15 protein-coding genes are annotated in these 16,349 nt (G+C 73.6%); 8 read left to right on the top strand and 7 right to left on the bottom strand.

Annotation, left to right across the window (positions count from 1 at the left end; all coding sequences use genetic code 11):
* Positions 1–82 precede the first annotated feature (82 nt).
* Together ACTWPW_RS52215 and ligD are read left to right on the top strand one after the other, a co-directional pair.
* On the top strand, positions 83–832 hold the full coding sequence (locus tag ACTWPW_RS52215) for a crotonase/enoyl-CoA hydratase family protein (RefSeq protein WP_375109649.1): 750 nt from the start codon (positions 83–85) through the stop codon (positions 830–832).
* A gap of 87 nt (positions 833–919) precedes the next feature.
* Positions 920–2,116: a non-homologous end-joining DNA ligase gene (ligD, locus tag ACTWPW_RS52210; RefSeq protein WP_375109650.1), complete on the top strand. Its 1,197-nt coding sequence runs from the start codon at positions 920–922 to the stop codon at positions 2,114–2,116.
* 3 nt (positions 2,117–2,119) lie between these two features.
* Here ligD and ACTWPW_RS52205 read toward each other — a convergent pair whose 3' ends face one another.
* Together ACTWPW_RS52205 and ACTWPW_RS52200 are read right to left on the bottom strand one after the other, a co-directional pair.
* Complete coding sequence (locus tag ACTWPW_RS52205) at positions 2,120–3,550, bottom strand: NAD(P)/FAD-dependent oxidoreductase (RefSeq protein WP_443173320.1); 1,431 nt, start codon at positions 3,548–3,550, stop codon at positions 2,120–2,122.
* Between the two features lie 59 nt (positions 3,551–3,609).
* A complete protein-coding gene (locus ACTWPW_RS52200; protein WP_443173319.1) occupies positions 3,610–4,503 on the bottom strand; it encodes an SDR family oxidoreductase in 894 nt (297 codons plus the stop codon).
* A gap of 88 nt (positions 4,504–4,591) precedes the next feature.
* Here ACTWPW_RS52200 and ACTWPW_RS52195 point away from each other — a divergent pair, with 88 nt between their 5' ends.
* Positions 4,592–6,358, top strand: coding sequence for a thiamine pyrophosphate-dependent enzyme (locus ACTWPW_RS52195; protein ID WP_364121770.1), 1,767 nt, complete (start codon positions 4,592–4,594; stop codon positions 6,356–6,358).
* On the opposite strand, the gene ACTWPW_RS52190 is transcribed toward ACTWPW_RS52195, so the two are convergent.
* Positions 6,359–7,108, bottom strand: a complete 750-nt coding sequence (locus tag ACTWPW_RS52190) for an IclR family transcriptional regulator (RefSeq protein WP_375109653.1) — start codon at positions 7,106–7,108, stop codon at positions 6,359–6,361.
* 79 nt (positions 7,109–7,187) lie between these two features.
* Between ACTWPW_RS52190 and pobA the strand changes: the two genes are divergently transcribed.
* Both pobA and ACTWPW_RS52180 read left to right on the top strand, forming a co-directional pair.
* Positions 7,188–8,342, top strand: coding sequence for a 4-hydroxybenzoate 3-monooxygenase (gene pobA, locus ACTWPW_RS52185; RefSeq protein WP_443173318.1), 1,155 nt, complete (start codon positions 7,188–7,190; stop codon positions 8,340–8,342).
* Between the two features lie 40 nt (positions 8,343–8,382).
* Positions 8,383–8,694, top strand: coding sequence for a DUF6401 family natural product biosynthesis protein (locus ACTWPW_RS52180; RefSeq protein ID WP_375109655.1), 312 nt, complete (start codon positions 8,383–8,385; stop codon positions 8,692–8,694).
* A gap of 132 nt (positions 8,695–8,826) precedes the next feature.
* Here ACTWPW_RS52180 and ACTWPW_RS52175 read toward each other — a convergent pair whose 3' ends face one another.
* The 4 genes from ACTWPW_RS52175 to ACTWPW_RS52160 form a co-directional block, all read right to left on the bottom strand.
* Entirely contained in the window at positions 8,827–9,612 is a 786-nt protein-coding gene (locus ACTWPW_RS52175; protein WP_375109656.1) for a mechanosensitive ion channel family protein, read from the bottom strand.
* 120 nt (positions 9,613–9,732) lie between these two features.
* On the bottom strand, positions 9,733–10,794 hold the full coding sequence (locus ACTWPW_RS52170; protein ID WP_443173317.1) for an AAA family ATPase: 1,062 nt from the start codon (positions 10,792–10,794) through the stop codon (positions 9,733–9,735).
* Between the two features lie 12 nt (positions 10,795–10,806).
* Entirely contained in the window at positions 10,807–11,895 is a 1,089-nt protein-coding gene (locus ACTWPW_RS52165) for a BTAD domain-containing putative transcriptional regulator (RefSeq protein ID WP_443173316.1), read from the bottom strand.
* 93 nt (positions 11,896–11,988) lie between these two features.
* Positions 11,989–12,582 carry an HpcH/HpaI aldolase family protein gene (locus tag ACTWPW_RS52160; protein WP_443173330.1) on the bottom strand — a complete coding sequence of 198 codons (594 nt, stop codon included), beginning with the start codon at positions 12,580–12,582 and terminating at the stop codon, positions 11,989–11,991.
* Positions 12,583–12,882: 300 nt separating this feature from the next.
* On the opposite strand from ACTWPW_RS52160, the gene ACTWPW_RS52155 reads away from it, so the two are divergent.
* The 3 genes from ACTWPW_RS52155 to ACTWPW_RS52145 are packed head-to-tail and all read left to right on the top strand — an operon-like array spanning position 12,883 to position 16,012.
* Entirely contained in the window at positions 12,883–14,106 is a 1,224-nt protein-coding gene (locus ACTWPW_RS52155) for a four-carbon acid sugar kinase family protein (RefSeq protein WP_443173315.1), read from the top strand.
* Positions 14,103–15,221, top strand: coding sequence for a 4-hydroxythreonine-4-phosphate dehydrogenase PdxA (gene pdxA / locus ACTWPW_RS52150; RefSeq protein WP_443173314.1), 1,119 nt, complete (start codon positions 14,103–14,105; stop codon positions 15,219–15,221). Before ACTWPW_RS52155 ends, pdxA begins: the two co-directional genes overlap by 4 nt.
* 20 nt (positions 15,222–15,241) lie before the next feature.
* Positions 15,242–16,012: a DeoR/GlpR family DNA-binding transcription regulator gene (locus ACTWPW_RS52145; RefSeq protein WP_375109660.1), complete on the top strand. Its 771-nt coding sequence runs from the start codon at positions 15,242–15,244 to the stop codon at positions 16,010–16,012.
* Positions 16,013–16,349: the final 337 nt, after the last annotated feature.

Genomic DNA, 16,349 nt, shown 5'->3' with positions numbered 1-16,349 from the left:
GCCGCTGGCCGCGGCCCGACCGGGAGCGTACGCTCGGCACGTCCCCGAGGAGAAACCCGCACTTCCCCCCGAGGAGGGTCGCATGACCGTACGCGTGGAACGCCAGGGTCCCGTCACCACCGTGGTGATCAGCAGGCCGGAGGCGCGCAACGCCGTCGATCGCAAGACCGCCGACGCGCTGACGGACGCGTTCCGTGACTTCGACGACTCCGACGCCGACGTGGCGGTGCTGTGGGGCGAGGGCGGCACGTTCTGCGCCGGCGCCGACCTCAAGGCGCTCGACAACCACGTCGGCGAGGAGGGCGACGGGCCGATGGGGCCCACCCGGCTGCGCCTGGGCAAGCCGGTCATCGCCGCCGTGGCCGGGCACGCCGTCGCGGGCGGGCTGGAGCTGGCCCTCTGGTGCGATCTGCGGGTGGCCGAGGAGGACGCGGTGTTCGGGGTGTTCTGCCGGCGGTGGGGGGTGCCGCTGATCGACGGCGGCACCGTACGGCTGCCGCGGCTCATCGGCTCGTCCCGGGCGATGGACCTGATCCTCACGGGGCGGCCCGTCGCGGGGCCGGAGGCGTACGAGATGGGGCTGGCCAACCGGCTCGTCCCCACCGGGACCGCCCGGCAGCACGCCGAGGAGCTGGCCCGGGAGATCGCGCGGTTCCCGCAGGCGTGCCTGCGCGGTGACCGGCTGTCGGTGCTGGAGCAGGACGGCCTGGCGGAGGAGGAGGCGATGCGGAACGAGCTGCGGCACGGCCTGGTCTCCCTGCCGGACGCCTCCGAGGGCGCCGCCCGCTTCGCCGCGGGCGCCGGCCGCCACGGCACCTTCGGCGACCGCTGACCGCACCGGCCGCGGCCCGCGGGGTCCGGTCGCGCGGGGCCGTTCCGCCTCCCGGAGGTTGTCGGTCGGCGCGCGTATCGTGACCCTATGCCTGACATCGAGGTCGCCGGGCGCGAGGTCCGCATCACCAGCCCCGACAAGGTGATCTTCCCGCAGTCCGGTCACACCAAGCTCGACCTGATCCGGTTCTACCAGAGCGTGGGGGAGGCGGCGCTGCGCGGCGTGCACGGGCGGCCGATGGTGCTCAAGCGGTTCGTGCACGGCATCGAGCAGGAGGCGTTCTTCCAGAAGCGCGCCCCGGCCAAGCGGCCCGACTGGATCGAGGTGGCCGAGCTGAAATACCGCTCGGGGCTCAGCGCCGAAGAGGTGGTGTGCACCGACCTGGCGCAGCTGCTGTGGGTGGTCAACCTGGGCTGCGTCGACCTCAACCCCCACCCGGTGCGCTCCGACGACCTGGCCAGGCCCGACGAGCTGCGCATCGACCTCGACCCGGTGCCGGGCGTGGAGTGGGCCGACGTGCTGCGCACCGCGCAGGTGGCGCGGGAGGTGCTGGCCGACCACGGGCTCGTCGCGTGGCCCAAGACGTCCGGGTCGCGCGGTTTCCATGTCTACGCCCGGATCGAGCGGCGCTGGCCGTTCGCGAAGGTGCGCAAGGCGGCCGAGACGGTGGCGCGCGAGGTCGAGCGGCGTGCGCCCGACCTGGCCACCAGCCGCTGGTGGAAGGAGGAGCGGCACGGCGTGTTCGTGGACTTCAACCAGAATGCCTACGACCGCACGGTGGCCTCCGCCTACTCCGTGCGCGCGGTGCGGGACGCCCGCGTGTCCACGCCGCTGACCTGGGACGAGGTGCCCGGCTGCCGGCCCGAGACGTTCACCGTCGACACCGTGCCGAAGCGGCTGGCCGAGCTCGGCGACCCGTGGGAGGACATGGACTTGCACCCGGGCTCGCTCGACGGGCTGCTGGAGCTGGCCGAGGAGCTCGGGCCCGCGCCCAAGCCGCCCAAGGGCAGCGGGCGCAGGCAGCAGACGATGCCGGTGATCGAGATCGCCAGGGCGGAGCACAAGGACGAGGCGATGGCGGGGTTCGAGCGCTGGAAGGCCCGCCACCCCGACGTCGCGGCCCGCCTGGAGCCCGCCGACGTGCTGGTCGACGGCATGCGGGGGCGCAGCAGCGTGTGGTATCGCATCCGGGTCAACCTGCAGCACGTCCCGGAGGCGGAGCGGCCCCCGCAGGAGCCGCTCGAGGTCGACTACGATCCGTGGCGCGGCGCGGGCCCCGGCTAGGAGTCAGCGGCCCGAGATCAGGTTCCCCAGGCGGGCATAGGCCGAGGTGGCGGTGCCGCGCTCGTTCTCGTGCCGGTCGGCGGCCCTGAACAGCGCGTAGATGAGCTGCACCCCGGCCCACCGCAGCGGCTCCGGCTCCCACTGCCGCACCTGCCGGCCCACCCACGGCAGCCTCGTCAGCGGGGTCTCCCGGCGCAGCACCAGGTCGCGCAGCGTGCGGCCGGCCAGGTTCGTGGTGGTGACGCCGCTGCCGACATAGCCGCCCGCCCAGCCCAGGCCGCTGGCATGGTCCAGGTGCACGGTCGAGCACCAGTCGCGCGGCACCCCCAGCACCCCGCACCAGGCGTGCTCCACGCGGACGTCGGCCGCGGCGGGGAACAGCTTGACCAGCATCCGCCACAGCAGCTCGACCGTCTGCGGCTGGGTGACCCCCCTGCGGTCGGTACGCGACCCGAACCGGTACGGCACCCCCCGCCCGCCGATCGCGATCCGGTCGTCGGCCGTCCGCTGCGCGTAGACATAGGCGTGCGCCTCGTCCTCCAGCAGCTCGTTGCCCTGCCAGCCGATGTGCTTCCACACCTCGGAGGGCAGCGGCTCGGTGATGATCATGGAGCTGTTCATCGGCAGCCACTGCCGGTGCTGCCCGGCCAGGCTCGCGGTGAAGCCCTCGGTGGCGCGGATGACGTAGTCGGCCGAGACGACGCCCCGCGTGGTCACCGCCGACGCCTTCCCGCCGTCCCGCCGGGGCAGGATCTCGGTCACGGTGGTGTCCTCGAAGATGTCCACGCCCATCCGGGCCACCACCCCGGCCAGCCCGACGGCCAGCTTGGCGGGCTGGATGCGGGCGCAGTGCGGCGAGTACGACGCCTCCAGCGCCCCCGCCACCTGCACCCGCTCGCGCTGCTCGTCGCGCTCCAGCAGCCGCACGTCGTCGGCGCCGTATCCCCAGGCCCGCAGGTCGGCCACCCCGGCGCGCAGCCGCCGCCGCTGGGCCGGGTTGGTGGCGACGTGGATCAGCCCGCCCTTGTGCAGGTCGGCGTCGATGCCCTCGGCGCGGGCCACCTCGATGACCTCGTCGACCGACCGGAACATCGCGTGCTGCAGATCGATCATGGCCTGCCGCCCGCGCGCCTTCGCGTGCCGCTTGCGCGAGCCGGCGAACTCGGCCGACAGCCACCCGCCGTTGCGCCCCGACGCGCCGAACCCGGCGAACTCCCGCTCCAGGATCGCGACCCGCAGGCCGGGGTCGGCCTGCTTGAGGTAGTAAGCGGTCCACAGGCCGGTGTAGCCGCCGCCGACGATGGCGACGTCGTAGTCACGCGGCCCGGGCAGCGCCGGCCGCCGCGCGGGCAGGCCGATCTGCCGGTACCAGAAGGAGACGCCGCCGTTGGCGAAGTCCTTGGTCAGCGGGATGCCTTTGTTCACCGAACACATTGTCTAGTAACAGGTCAGGACCAACAAGTCGGCGAAGTGTAATGAAACGGGATGCCGGGCTAGCTTCGTGTCGGGCGTTCGTAGCCCTCGTCGCCCCCGTATACGTGCAGGTCAGGATCCTGCTCGGGCTGCGTGGCGGGGCTCGTGGGCGAGGCGGTGTGCTCGGAGGCGAAGTCGTCCGACAGGATCGGCTGCGGCGGGAGGAGATAGTCGTGCCAGCTGATCTCGCCCTTGGGCACGGCGTCCGTGGTCAGGTCGCCCGCGCGCTGGGCCGCGTACAGGCGGCCGGGATAGCGTACGGGCAGGCAGGGGCGGCGCAGCCCGGAGGCGCGCAGCCAGGTCCTGACCAGCTCGCCGGTGTCGATCACCTCGGGCCCGCCGAACTCGATCTCCCGCCCGGCCGGGCCCGCGCTCAGCAGCGCGGCGGCCCGCGTGGCGACCTCGCCCGTGTGCACCGGCTGCCAGGGCAGCGAGCGGTCCACGGGCAGCACGGGCAGCGCCGCGAAGTCGCGCAGACGGCGGTGCAGCCACTGGTGGAACGGGGTGGCGCGGAGGATCGTCCAGTCCAGGCCGCTCTCGGTGACCAGGCGCTCGGCCTCCAGCTTGTCCTTGAGATAGCCGTGGACCGCGCGGTCGGCGCCGACCATCGAGGTCAACAGCACGTGCGGAACCCGGGCCGCGCGGGCGAGGATGAGCAGCGTACGGGTGCCGGGCACGTCCACGGCGCCGCGCCCCCGCCGGCCGCTGGTGGCCAGGTGGGCGATCGCGTCCACGCCGTCCACGGCCTCCTTGACGCCGGCACCCGAGATGAGGTCGCCCCACATCCACTCGACGTTCCCGCGGTCCTCCCGCTTGGTACGGCTCAATGCCCGCACCTCGTGGCCCGCCTTGAGCAGGGCGGGCACCAGTGCCCCGCCCAGCGTGCCGGTGGCTCCCGTGACCAGAATGCGCATGTGGGGTCCCCTACCCGTCAATTTCGAGAAATGTCAATGAATCTCATCCCGGCGTCTGCGGGCGGCCGAGCGGGGTAGGGCCGCTCACATGGCTCGAATCGCATCCGAATCCCTGATCGAACGGCTCGCGGCATGGGGCGTCGACACCGTCTTCGGCCTGCCGGGCGACGGCATCAACGGCATCATGGAGGGGCTGCGGCGGCACCGTGACCGGGTGCGCTTCGTCCTCGTCCACCACGAGGAGGCCGCGGCCTTCATGGCCACCGGCTACGCCAAGGCCACCGGACGGATCGGCGTGTGCCTGGCCACCTCGGGCCCCGGCGGCATCCACCTGCTCAACGGCCTGTACGACGCCAAGCTCGACCACGTGCCCGTGCTGGCCATCACCGGCATGCAGGAGACGTCCGTGCTGGGCACCGGCTACCAGCAGGAGGTGCACCTGGACAAGCTGTTCGCCGACGTGGCCGAGTACAACATGATGATCACCAACCCGGCCCAGCTCCCCTCGCTGGTGGACCTGGCGATCAGGACGGCCTACGCGCGCCGCGGGGTCTCCCACCTCACGCTGCCCAACGACGTCCAGGTGGCCGAGGCGGGGGCGGACCCGTACAAGCACGTGGCCCCGGCGCGCGCGCCCCAGACCGCGCCCGTCTACCTCCAGCCGCCCGGCATCCCCCGGCAGGAGGACGTCGAATGGGCCGCCGAGGTGCTCAACCGGGCCGAGCGTCCCGCCATGCTGGTCGGGCAGGGGGCGCTGCACGCCAGGCAGGAGGTGCTGGCCGTGGCCGAGGCGCTCGGGGCGCCCGTGGTCAAGACGCTGCCGGGCAAGGCCGTGGTCCCCGACGACTCCCCGTACACGACGGGCGGGCTCGGGCTGCTCGGCACCCGGCCGAGCGAGGAGCTGATGGACGAGGCCGACGTGCTGTTCATGGTGGGCACGAACTTCCCCTACTCCAAGTTCCTGCCGGAGGTGCGCGACACGCGGGTGGTGCAGTTCGAGGCCGATCCGACCAGGGCGGGGGCGCGGATCGCGACCGACGTGCCGGTGGTGTGCGACGCGAAGGAGGGGCTGCAGGCGCTGCTGCCGCTGCTGTCTCCCCGGGACGGGAACGCCCATCTGGCGAAATATCAGAAGATGATGGCGAAGTGGCGCGCCGACATGGAGGCGCTGGAGAACCCCGACCGGCACCCCATCGCCCCGCAGTACGTCATGTCCATCATCGACGAGCTCGCGACCGACGACGCCATCATGACCTGCGACAGCGGCACCATCGCCACCTGGGCCGCCCGGCACTGGACGATCCGCGGCGGGCGCGAGTTCTACCTGTCCGGCACGCTGGCCACGATGGCGCCGGGCCTGCCGTACGCCATCGCCATGCAGCACGCCTTCCCCGGCCGCCAGGTCATCGCGTACGTCGGCGACGGCGGCTTCTCGATGCTGATGGCCGAGTTCCTCACCGCGGTGCAGCACCGGCTGCCGATCAAGGTGGTCATCAACAACAACAACTCCCTCGGCCAGATCCTGTGGGAGCAGATGGTGCTCGGCTACCCGGAACACGGCGTGCGCTACGCCTCGCCCGAGGCCGACTTCTCGGCCTGGGCCAGGTCGTGCGGCGGGTTCGGGGCCAAGGTCACCAAGTCGGAGGACGTGGCCCACGCGATCGGGCAGGCACTGTCGCACGACGGGCCCGCGCTGGTGGACGTGGACGTCAACCCGAACGAGCCGCCCATGCCCGGCAAGGTCTCCTACGACCAGGCCAAGAGCTTCGCGCAGGCGTTTCTCAAGGGGCAGCCGCACAAGGCGGCCATCGCCACCACCCTGTTCAAGGACCGCATCCAGAAGATGGGCGACTGATCACGCGGCGCAGGCCCGGGCGATGCCGGCGGCCGCCGCGCGCAGCGGCTCCACCAGCCGGGGCAGCTCGCGGGCGCGCCGGGAGGACAGCACGATGCCCAGCGCCGCCACGGGGCGCCCGTCCACCAGGATCGGCGCCGCCGCCGAGCACGAGCCGGGCGTCATCTCCTCGTACGTCAGCGCGTGCCCCTGCGCCCGCACCACGGCCAGCTCCCTGGCCAGCCGGCCCGGCTCGGTGATCGTGTGCGGGGTCGGGCGTTCGAGCTTGCGCGCCAGGTAGGACTTGACGAACCAGTCCGGCTCGTACGCCAGCAGCGCCTTGCCCACGCCCGTCGGATGCATCGGCAGCCGGGCCCCGATCCTGGACACGATGGGCACCGCCCGCCGGCCGTACACCTTGTCCACGTACAGCACCTCGAGCCCGTCCCGGACGGCCAGGTGCACGTTCTCGCCCGTGGAGCCGAACAGCTCCTGCAGCCACGGGTGCGCCAGCTCCTGCAGCCGGTTGGGGGCGAGCTGGCCCAGCTCCCACAGCCGCAGCCCCACCCGCAGCCGCCCGTCGGGGGCGCGGCTCAGCGCCTGCCACTCCTCCAGCTCGCCGACCAGCCGGTGCGCCGTGCTCAGCGGCACCCCGCTGCGCCGGGCCAGCTCGGTCAGCGTGAGCTGCGGGTGCGCCGCGTCGAACGCGCCCAGGAGGGCCAGCACCTTGGACGTCACCGAGCGCCCGGGCTCGCGCGATCCACCTGACATGGGCCAATCCTGCATCAATCTTCCATCCAGTGGAAGCCGCCCCTCGGCGGAATCCCGGTCGAGGCTGGATGCTTCGCTCATGCGAACTCAAGTCGGGATCATCGGGGCCGGCCCCGCTGGTCTGCTCCTGTCCCACCTGCTCCACCTGCGCGGCATCTCCTCCGTGGTGCTGGAGAAGCGCAGCAGGGAGTACGTCGAGCGCCGGGTCAGGGCCGGGGTGCTGGAGCAGGGCACGGTGGACACGCTGGTCGAGGCCGGCGTCGGCGAGCGGATGTCGCGCGAGGGGCTGCCGCACCACGGCATCGAGCTCAGGTACGGGGGAGCGGGCCACCGCATCCCGTTCGAGAAGCTCGTGCCGGGCCGGGCCATCACCGTGTACGGGCAGCAGGAGGTGGTCAAGGACCTGATCGCGGCCCGGCTCGCGGCGGGCGGTGACGTGCGCTTCGAGGTCGAGGACGTGGCGGTGCACTCGCTGGAGTCCGAGCCGTACGTGACGTTCGGCGGCGAGCGGCTCGACTGCGACGTGATCGCCGGCTGCGACGGCTTCCACGGCGTGTCCCGGCCGTCCGTTCCCGAGGGTGTCCTGAGCGTCTTCGAGCGGGAATATCCCTTCGCCTGGCTCGGCATCCTGGCTCGGGTGGCGCCGTCCTCGGAGGAGCTGATCTACGCCAGGACCGAGCGCGGCTTCGCCCTGCACAGCATGCGCTCGCCCACCGTCAGCCGCTTCTACCTGCAAGTTCCCGCCGACGCCCGGATGGAGGACTGGCCGGACGAGCGCATCTGGGTGGAGCTGAAGGAGCGGCTGGAGACGGTGCCCGGCTTCGAGCTGGCCACCGGCGAGATCACGGAGCGGGGCATCACGCCGATGCGGGCGTTCGTGACCGAGCCGATGCAGTACGGCCGGCTCTACCTGGCCGGGGACGCCGCCCACATCGTGCCGCCCACCGGCGCCAAGGGCCTCAACCTGGCCGTGGCCGACGTGCGCGTGCTCACCGAGGCGCTGGCCGCGTACTTCCGGGACGGCTCGGCCGAGCTGCTCGACGGCTACTCGGAGGCGTGCCTGAAGCGGGTGTGGCGGGCGCAGCACTTCTCGTGGTGGATGACGACGCTGCTGCACACGTTCGAGGAGGACGACCCGTACGCCCGGCGGCTGCAGCTGTCGTACCTGGACTACGTGACGTCGTCCGAGGCGGCGGCCACGACGCTGGCGGAGAACTACGTGGGCCTGCCGTGAAAAGGGCCGCTGACCTTGGGAGATGCTTTAAAGTTAGTTGGTGGTTTTCGAGGAGGGTTGGGCGGTTTCGCCCCTGCGCTGGTTGATGAACGCCCTGGGCGACGCCCAGCTCGCCCGGATGGGCGCAGACCCGGGACTGGTCGCTGCGGTCGACCAGCACGCGGCGGTGCTGCGTGACGCGATCCCGCTGGACCGGGAGACGCTGGGCGACTACCTGCTGGGCTTCCTGGACGAGCTCCGGCACCGGGGCTGGGCCTTCAGCGGCGAGCCGGACGCGCCGTCGCTGCGGCTGACGGCGGTGTGCTGGCTGACCCGCGAACTGGGCCTCCTGGAGGACGGCCACCCGGCCTGACCCGTCCGAGCCCCGGCGTGCCGCTCATCTGGCCCGCCCGGCCCGACCCCGCCTCCCGTCCGGCCTGAGGGCGGAACGGCGGGTGCCCCGGGCAGGACCCGGGGCACCAGGAGGCGCGGTTTTTCGGCGCAGTCAGCCGGGAGGCAGGTCGGAGCGGTGCGCCCCACCCTGGGTCGTCCGGATCGGCGCCGTCTCCTCCGTCATCGAGCGGGCGTCCTCACGCCCCCTCTGGTACGCCTCCGCATGCGCCCTGGCCTGCGGGGCCTCCTGCTCGATCCGGCCCAGCCAGCGCTCCCAGCGCTGCTGCATCGGCCGGATGAGCCCGCCACCGAAGCCGATCGCGGCGATCGCCCCGATGGTGGCGAGCACCGTGATCAGCACCGGCGTGGTGACGGTCGTGGCCACGCCGATCTGGTTGAGCGCGGCGATGATGCCCAGCGCCCAGATGAACACCGCCGCCGCGGTCGCCAGCCAGCGGCCGTACGACAGCCCGCCGAGCATCCCGGCCAGGATGTCCTTGACACCCTTGGCCACGGCACCGGCCACCACGATGATCACGATGGCCACGAGGGCCTTGGGCAGCCAGGCCACCACGCCGGCCAGCAACGCCGAGACCGGGTTGGGCCCGAAGACGTTGAAGGCTATCTGCAGGGTGATCAGCAGGATCGCATAGAAGACGATCTTGGCGATCAGGCTGCTGGCGTCGTACTTGCTGCGTTCCAGCCAGTGCCGCACGCCGCTGCGCTCCACCGCCCGGTCGAAGCCGACGCGTTCGAGCACCTTGTCGACGATCTTCTCCAGCACCTTGGCCACGATCCACCCGATGACGAGAATCACCAGGAATCCGACCAGCTTCGGAACGAACGTCGCGATATTCCGCCAGGCGTCAGAAATGCCTTGGCCTATGTCGATGTCCACGGTTTCCTCCTCCGAGGAGCCAATGCATCGGCGCTACCCGGAGTGAAACGGGATATACACGCAGCGCCACCAAAAGTTCGCAGATGGCTACATATCCCCTGCATGAGGTGGGCGATCGACTCACCCCGCCGTGCGCCGGGCGGGGACATCGGGCGGGGGCTGGGGCGGGCTCAGCGGGCGGGGTGCCGGGTGCTGGTAGGCCAGGCGGGTGGGGGCCGGGGTGGTGGCGTAGAGGGCCTCGCGGATGAGGGCGTTCGCGAACTCGTACGCGCTGCCGCGCACCACCAGCAGCCCCCGTCCGAGCGCCCGCTCGCAGTGGCCCGCCACCTCGTGCGGCGGCAGCCCGAGCAGCTCGCCGAGCAGCACGGGATCGAACGCCCCGCCCAGCACGCTGGCCGCCCGCAACACCCGCCGCACCGGCTCGCGCAGCCCGCGCAGGCGGCCGAGCACGATCGCCCGCACCGCCAACGGCACCTCCTCACCCGGCGGCGGCCCGTCCAGCAGGGCGGTCACGAGCTGCGGCTCCCCCCGGGTCCGCCGGAACACCTCCTCCGCCAGCCGCGCGTCCCCGGCCAGCTCCCGCACCGCCGCGAGCGGCAGCGGCCCCGGCCGCACCACCTCCGCCACCCCGGCCAGGGCGTCGACGGCCCCGTCCTCGCCGGTGAGCGCCGTGGCGACGACCAGCAGCCGGACCCCCGACAAGCGCCTGGCCAGGTAATGCACGAGCTCCACGGTGGCCGACCCGGCGGCGTGCAGGTCCTCCAGCACCAGGAGCACCGGCTCGCGGGCGGCCAGCGCGCGCAGGAACGCCGACACCGCCTCGTACGCGTACCTGCGCTCCAGGGCCCGCCCCCGCACCAGCGACTCCAGGGCCGTGGCCCAGCCGCCCACCAGGTCCTTCAGCACGTTCCCCGCCAGGTGGACGATGCGCGGGCGCAGCGCGTCCACGACGGGCTGCAGGAACAACGCCCGCTCGATCTCGTGGCAGCGGGCCCGCAGCACGATCCCGCCCGCCGCCCCCGCCATCCGCTCCGCCTCGACGGCCAGCCGCGACTTCCCGACGCCCGCCTCCCCGGCGATCAGCAGCAACCCGGTGCACCCCGACACCGCCCGCGACCACGCCCCCGAGATCCGCGCCAACTCCTCGTCCCGCCCGGCGCGCACCGCCCCCGGCCCAGCCACCCGTCGGGGCGCTTACCACGGACCGGCCCGGCCACGCGCCGCCTCCGGATGGGGGATGATCGCGGCCGTGGCCTCCGCCCGGGGGACGGGCCCGGCCGTCTCCTGGCGGGGAACGGCACCGGCCGCCATCCCCTGACGGGAGACGGCTCCAGCGGCTGGTTCCTGGCGGGGAACCGCTCCGGTGGCCGGTCTCCGCCGCAGGGCGGTCGCCCCCGGGGCCGACTGCCGGCGCAGGGCAGCCGCCCCCGTGACCGGGGCCAGGCTCGGGGCGGCCCCGGCCGGCGGCTCCTCGCGCAGGATGGCCACGTGCACGGCCCGCGTCTCGGCCGCCGGGTCCGTGCCCAGCTCCGCCGCCAGGCGGTGCCGCAGCCGCTCGTACGCCAGCAGCGCCTTCGCCGGCTCGCCCGCCGCCACATGCGCCCGCATCAGCAGCCGGTACGCCACCTCGTCGAACGGATCCGCCCGCACCGCCGCCTCGGCCACCCGCCGCGCCTTCTCGAACATGGCACCATTCACCCCGGCCCCGTGCGGTCCGGCCCCGTGCGGTCCGGCTCCGTGCAACCCGGCCCCGTGCAGTCCGGCGCCGGCGGCCGCGTGCCGGGCCCGCCTTACGAGCCCCGCCGCCTCCTCCCTGACCGCCGCCACCCACCGCGCGTCCGGCTCGCAGGCCAGCACCACGCCGTCGTGCAGCAGCTCCAGCGCCCGCCCGGCCGCGGAGCCCGCCAGCACCGGCTCCCCGGCGGCCAGGCACCCCTCGGCCTCGCCGAGGAGCCCGGCCGCCAGGTCCAGATCGACCCGCACGCCGGGCGGCCGGCCCAGACGGTAGCCGGTGCGCCCGCCGGTCACGATGCCGCTCCCCAGCGCCCCGCGCAACCGGCTGACCAGCGTCGCGACGTTCTGCACCGGCCGCTTCGGCCCGCCCCCGGGCCACAGCTCCTCAGCGACGCGATCCGCGGCCAGCGTCCCGTTCCGCTCGGCCGCGAGCAGTTTCAACAGCCTCCTCGCCTTGCCGCCCACCGCTCCCCGCGGGTACGGCACCCCGTTGCGCTCGACCGAGAAGCACCCGGCCAGCCTGATCAACACCCCGTTCTCGTCGGTCATCTCTCCCCCGGCGTCACGCCCCCTCGACTGGTTGGCGTGACACCGCGTTCCACGGCCGTTCCATGGCCGTGGAACGGCGGTGGCAGGGGAGGATCAGGACTCGCCTCGCGCCGCCTTCAGATGTGCCGCGGCGGCCTGCTCCAGATGGGCGAGGTCGGCGGCCACGGTGGCGAACGTGAACCCTTCGGCCAGCCGCCGGGCGGCCTGCTCGCCGGTGGGGTTGTGGATGCTGGCCGCGATGCCGGCGTTCGCGGCGGCCGTACGGATCGTCTCCAGCGCCGCCTCGAAGACGCCGGCCACCTCGGGGTCGTTCGGGAACCGGCCGCCCACGGCCAGGCACAGGTCGGAGGGGCCGACGTACACGCCGTCCAGCCCGGGGACGGCGCAGATCTCCTCGATGGCGGCCAGCCCGCCGGGCGTCTCGATCATGGCCAGGACCAGCACGCTCTCGTCCGCCTCCGCCGGGGTGGGGCCGATGCGCAGCATGGAGCGCATCGGCCCGTACGAGCGGCGGCCCCCGGCGGGATAGCGGGCCGCGGAGACGGCACGGGCGGCGTCCTCGGCCGAGTCGACCAGCGGCACGATCACGCCGCCCGCGCCGAAGTCCAGCGCCCGTCCGATGACCGCCGGCTCGCCGGACGCCACGCGCACGATGCCGACCGAGCGGCCGCCCGCGTCGACGGCGATGAGGTTGCTCAGCAGCCCCGCGTGCGTGGCTCAACGGCTGTCCGCCGGCATCGGGCCGCGCAACGTCGCGCCCACGACGTCACAGGCGGCGCCCCGGCCTCCGGCGCGATACCGGCCGGATCGCCGGACGGCCTGGGACACGCCGCGCCTTTGCGCGCGGCTCCTCCTCGGTCGGCTGCGCGGGCGCCTCCGGCGGCCAGGACCGCCCGCACCTGCCGCCACAGTGGCATGACCTGCGCGTTTCGTGCAATGCTTGTCGCGTGATTCGCGCAGCGCGACAGCCGGGACGGAGGTGCGGACGTGGCCGAGGGATTCGTGTTCGCCCTGGCCGACGACCTGTCCGGGGCGGCCGAGACGGCGGCGCTGCTCATGTCCTCCGGTGGTGCCGCGCGAATCGCGCTGTCCGGTCCGCCGTACCCGGTGGGGCCGCCCGTGCTGGTGGCCGACCTCGACAGCCGGCACCATCCAAGGGCCGGTGACCTGGTACGGGAGGCGCTCCGGCACGCCGCCGGCCGCCGCGTCTTCGTCAAGATCGACTCGCTGCTGCGCGGGAACGTCGCCGCCACCGCCGCCGCCTGCCTCGACACCCCCGCCGTGCTCGTTCCCGCCCTGCCCGCCGCCGGCCGCACGGTCGTGGGCGGCGTCCCGTACGTACACGGCGTCCCCCTGCGCGAAACGCGCGCCTGGCACGCCGAACGCCGCCCCGCCCCCGCCTCCGTCGCCGCGGCCCTCGGCGCGACCCCGTCCACCCTCGTGCCCCTCGCCACCGTCCGCGCCGGCCACGCCGCCTTGACCAGGGCACTCGGGAAGGCGGCCGGCCGGGTGGCGGTGTGCGACGCGCAAACCGACCACGACCTGGACGCGATCGTGGCCGCCGCGCTGGAGGCATGCCCGGGGACCCGCCTGATCGGCGCCGGCGGCCTCGCGGCAGCCCTCGGCCGCACCGCGCCCACCGGCACCTCGCCCACCGGCACACCCCCACCCCTCGACCCACCGCCGTCCTCCCACCGCCCACCGCCGTCCTCCCATCGCCCGCGCGCCGGCATGCCCCTGCTCGTCGTCGTGGGCACCGCCGATCCCGGCGCCGCCACCCAGGCGAGACTCCTCACCGAGCACGGCGCCGCCACCCCCGTACCCCTCTCCACCAGCGACCTGGGCACCCCGCGAGCCGCGGCCCGGCGCGTACGAGCCGCACTCGCCACCGCCCCCACCGTCCTCACCGTGACGGTGACCGGACCGCCCCCGCCCGCCCTCACCTCCTCCCTCGGCCGGATCGTCGCGGACGCCCTCGCCGGCCGCCCCGCGAAGCTCGTCCTGACCGGCGGCGAGACCGCGAGGCGGGTCCTGGACGCGCTCGCCGTCCAGGAACTGCGTCCGATGGCGCAGATCCACCATGGCGCGGTCCTCAGCCACACCCCCCAAGGCCACACGGTGGTCACCAGGCCCGGCAGCTTCGGCGACCGCGACAGCCTTCTCCGCATAGTCACCCACCTATCCGACCCAGAACCCGAAAGGCTGACATGAGCACACCTCTCATCGCCCTCACCATGGGGGACGCCGCCGGCGTGGGACCCGAGGTCGTCGTGGGCGCCCTGCTGGCCCCCGCGACAACCGAGCTCTGCCGCCCGGTCGTCATCGGCGACGCCGGCCGCCTGCGGAAGGCCGCCGCCATCCTGGACGTCCCGGCCGAGGTGGCGACCGTGGGGGGCGTCGCCGAGGCCGGGTTCGAGCCCGGCCGGATCAACGTCATCGACCCCGGCGTGCTCCCCGACGACCTGCCGTGGGGCCGGGTGTCGGCGATCGCGGGGAACGCGGCGTACGAGTACGTCCGCCTGGCGAGCGAGCTGGCGATGTCCGGGCAGGTCGAGGCGATCTGCACCGCACCGCTGAACAAGGAGGCCCTGCACGCCGCCGGCCACCTCTACCCCGGCCACACCGAGCTCCTGGCCCACCTCACCGGCACGGAGGAGGTGTCGATGATGCTCTCGACCCCCAAGGTCAAGGTCATCCACGTCACCACCCACGTGGGCCTCATCGACGCCGTCGCCCGCATCGAACCCGGCCTGGTCGAACGTACGATCCGCAGGGGAGAGGCGGCCATGCGCGGCTCCGGCCTCGACCGCCCCAAGATCGGCGTCTGCGGCATCAACCCGCACGCGGGCGAGAACGGCCTCTTCGGGTACGGCGAGGAGGAGGAGAAGATCGTCCCCGCGATCGAGCGCCTGCGCGCCGAGGGTATGGACGTCCACGGCCCACTCCCCGCCGACACGGCGTTCTTCCTGGCCGGCCGCGGCGACTACGACCTCATCGTCGCCATGTACCACGACCAGGGCCACGGCCCCGTCAAGATCCTGGGCCTGGAGGCGGGCGTGAACATCACCGTCGGCCTGCCCGTGATCAGGACCTCGGTGGACCACGGGACCGCGTTCGACATCGCCGGAAAGGGCGTCGCGGACGCGGGTAGCATGATCGAGGCCCTCCGCCAGGCGGCCGAGTTGTCATCCGCGCGGGGTCTGCGGCGGGAGGCCGCGCAGGGCCTGCGACGGGAGGCCGCACAGGGCCTGCGACGGGAGGCCGCACAGGGCCTGCGACGGGAGGGCGTTCAGGGCTTGCGGCGGGAGGGTGTGCAGGAGCTGTGACGGGAGAGGACCGGACACCCATGGGCCGCGCAGCGCAGGTTCGCCGTGACGAGATCGTCCGCCTGGCCACCACCACCGGCCTGGCCAGCGTCGAGGAGCTGTCGGCCCAGCTCGGCGTGACGCCCTCCACCATCCGCCGCGACCTCGCGCACCTGAAGGCGGCCGGCCTGCTGGCCCGCACGTACGGCGGCGCGATGGCCGTGGTCACCCACCCGGAGGCGTCGCTGCGGCAGCGCATCGGGGAGGCGTTCGAGGCCAAGCGCGCCATCGCCGCGTGGGCCGCCGCCCAGATCCGCCCCGGCGAGACGGTCCTGCTGGACTCGGGCTCCACCACGGGCGCGCTGGCCCACGAGCTGCGCCACGCGTCGGACCTGACGGTGGCGACCACGGGCCTGAACGCGCTGCAGGAGCTGGTGGGCGCGACGGGCGTGCACGTCGAGTGCCTGGGGGGCACCCTGCGCCACGTGAGCCAGGGCTTCGTGGGCCCGCTGGCGGAGGCGGCGCTGAGCCGGATGACGTTCGACCGCGTGTTCCTGGGCGCCGACGGAGTCACGGCGGAGGACGGCATCTGCGAGGCGAGCCTGCAGCAGACCAGGTTCAAGGAGCTGATGATGGACCGCGCCCGCCACGTCTACCTGCTCGTCCACGCCGCCAAGCTGGGCCGCCGCCCGTTCCACGCCTGGGCCCGCATGCCCGGCACCTGGACCCTGGTCACGGACGCGTCCGCCACCGACGACGACCTCGAACCCTTCATCGCGAAAGGCGTCACGACCATGGTCGCGGCCTCCTAGCCCGGGGCCCCGTCACGCAGGGTCATCACCACGCGCCCAGATCGCGGGCACCGACCCGAGGCCGCCGCTCCCGCCACAGCGCTGCGACCTCCGGGCCAGGGCGACCCCGGGCCCTGGCACCCACGGGTTTCATGATCTCGCGCGACGCACCCCGACCGGCACCCGGCCGCTGAATCGCGTTGACCGTCGCCTCCGGAATCGGCAAGGATGCGCCGGTGACGTTCGAACTCGACGGGCCCGTGCTGGAGGGCACGCTCGTGCGCCTGGAGCCGCTGGAGCAGCGCCACGCGGCCGACTTGGCGCGGGCGGCCGAGGAGGATCGCGGCTCGTACACGTT

The organism is Nonomuraea sp. KM90 (assembly GCF_052246675.1).
In the GTDB taxonomy this organism is placed as follows: Bacteria; Actinomycetota; Actinomycetes; order Streptosporangiales; family Streptosporangiaceae; genus Nonomuraea.
This window is presented reverse-complemented; position numbering and strand designations above follow the sequence as displayed.

What these genes read in the sequence shown, in the direction of transcription:
- ACTWPW_RS52215 (WP_375109649.1), top strand. Translation starts at nt 83, where the DNA reads ATGACCGTACGCGTGGAACGCCAGGGTCCCGTCACCACCGTGGTGATC.
- ACTWPW_RS52200 (WP_443173319.1), bottom strand. Translation starts at nt 4,503, where the DNA reads ATGCGCATTCTGGTCACGGGAGCCACCGGCACGCTGGGCGGGGCACTG.
- ACTWPW_RS52145 (WP_375109660.1), top strand. Translation starts at nt 15,242, where the DNA reads ATGGGCCGCGCAGCGCAGGTTCGCCGTGACGAGATCGTCCGCCTGGCC.
- ACTWPW_RS52205 (WP_443173320.1), bottom strand. Translation starts at nt 3,550, where the DNA reads ATGTGTTCGGTGAACAAAGGCATCCCGCTGACCAAGGACTTCGCCAAC.
- pdxA (WP_443173314.1), top strand. Translation starts at nt 14,103, where the DNA reads ATGAGCACACCTCTCATCGCCCTCACCATGGGGGACGCCGCCGGCGTG.
- pobA (WP_443173318.1), top strand. Translation starts at nt 7,188, where the DNA reads ATGCGAACTCAAGTCGGGATCATCGGGGCCGGCCCCGCTGGTCTGCTC.
- ligD (WP_375109650.1), top strand. Translation starts at nt 920, where the DNA reads ATGCCTGACATCGAGGTCGCCGGGCGCGAGGTCCGCATCACCAGCCCC.
- ACTWPW_RS52190 (WP_375109653.1), bottom strand. Translation starts at nt 7,108, where the DNA reads ATGTCAGGTGGATCGCGCGAGCCCGGGCGCTCGGTGACGTCCAAGGTG.
- ACTWPW_RS52195 (WP_364121770.1), top strand. Translation starts at nt 4,592, where the DNA reads ATGGCTCGAATCGCATCCGAATCCCTGATCGAACGGCTCGCGGCATGG.
- ACTWPW_RS52165 (WP_443173316.1), bottom strand. Translation starts at nt 11,895, where the DNA reads ATGACCGACGAGAACGGGGTGTTGATCAGGCTGGCCGGGTGCTTCTCG.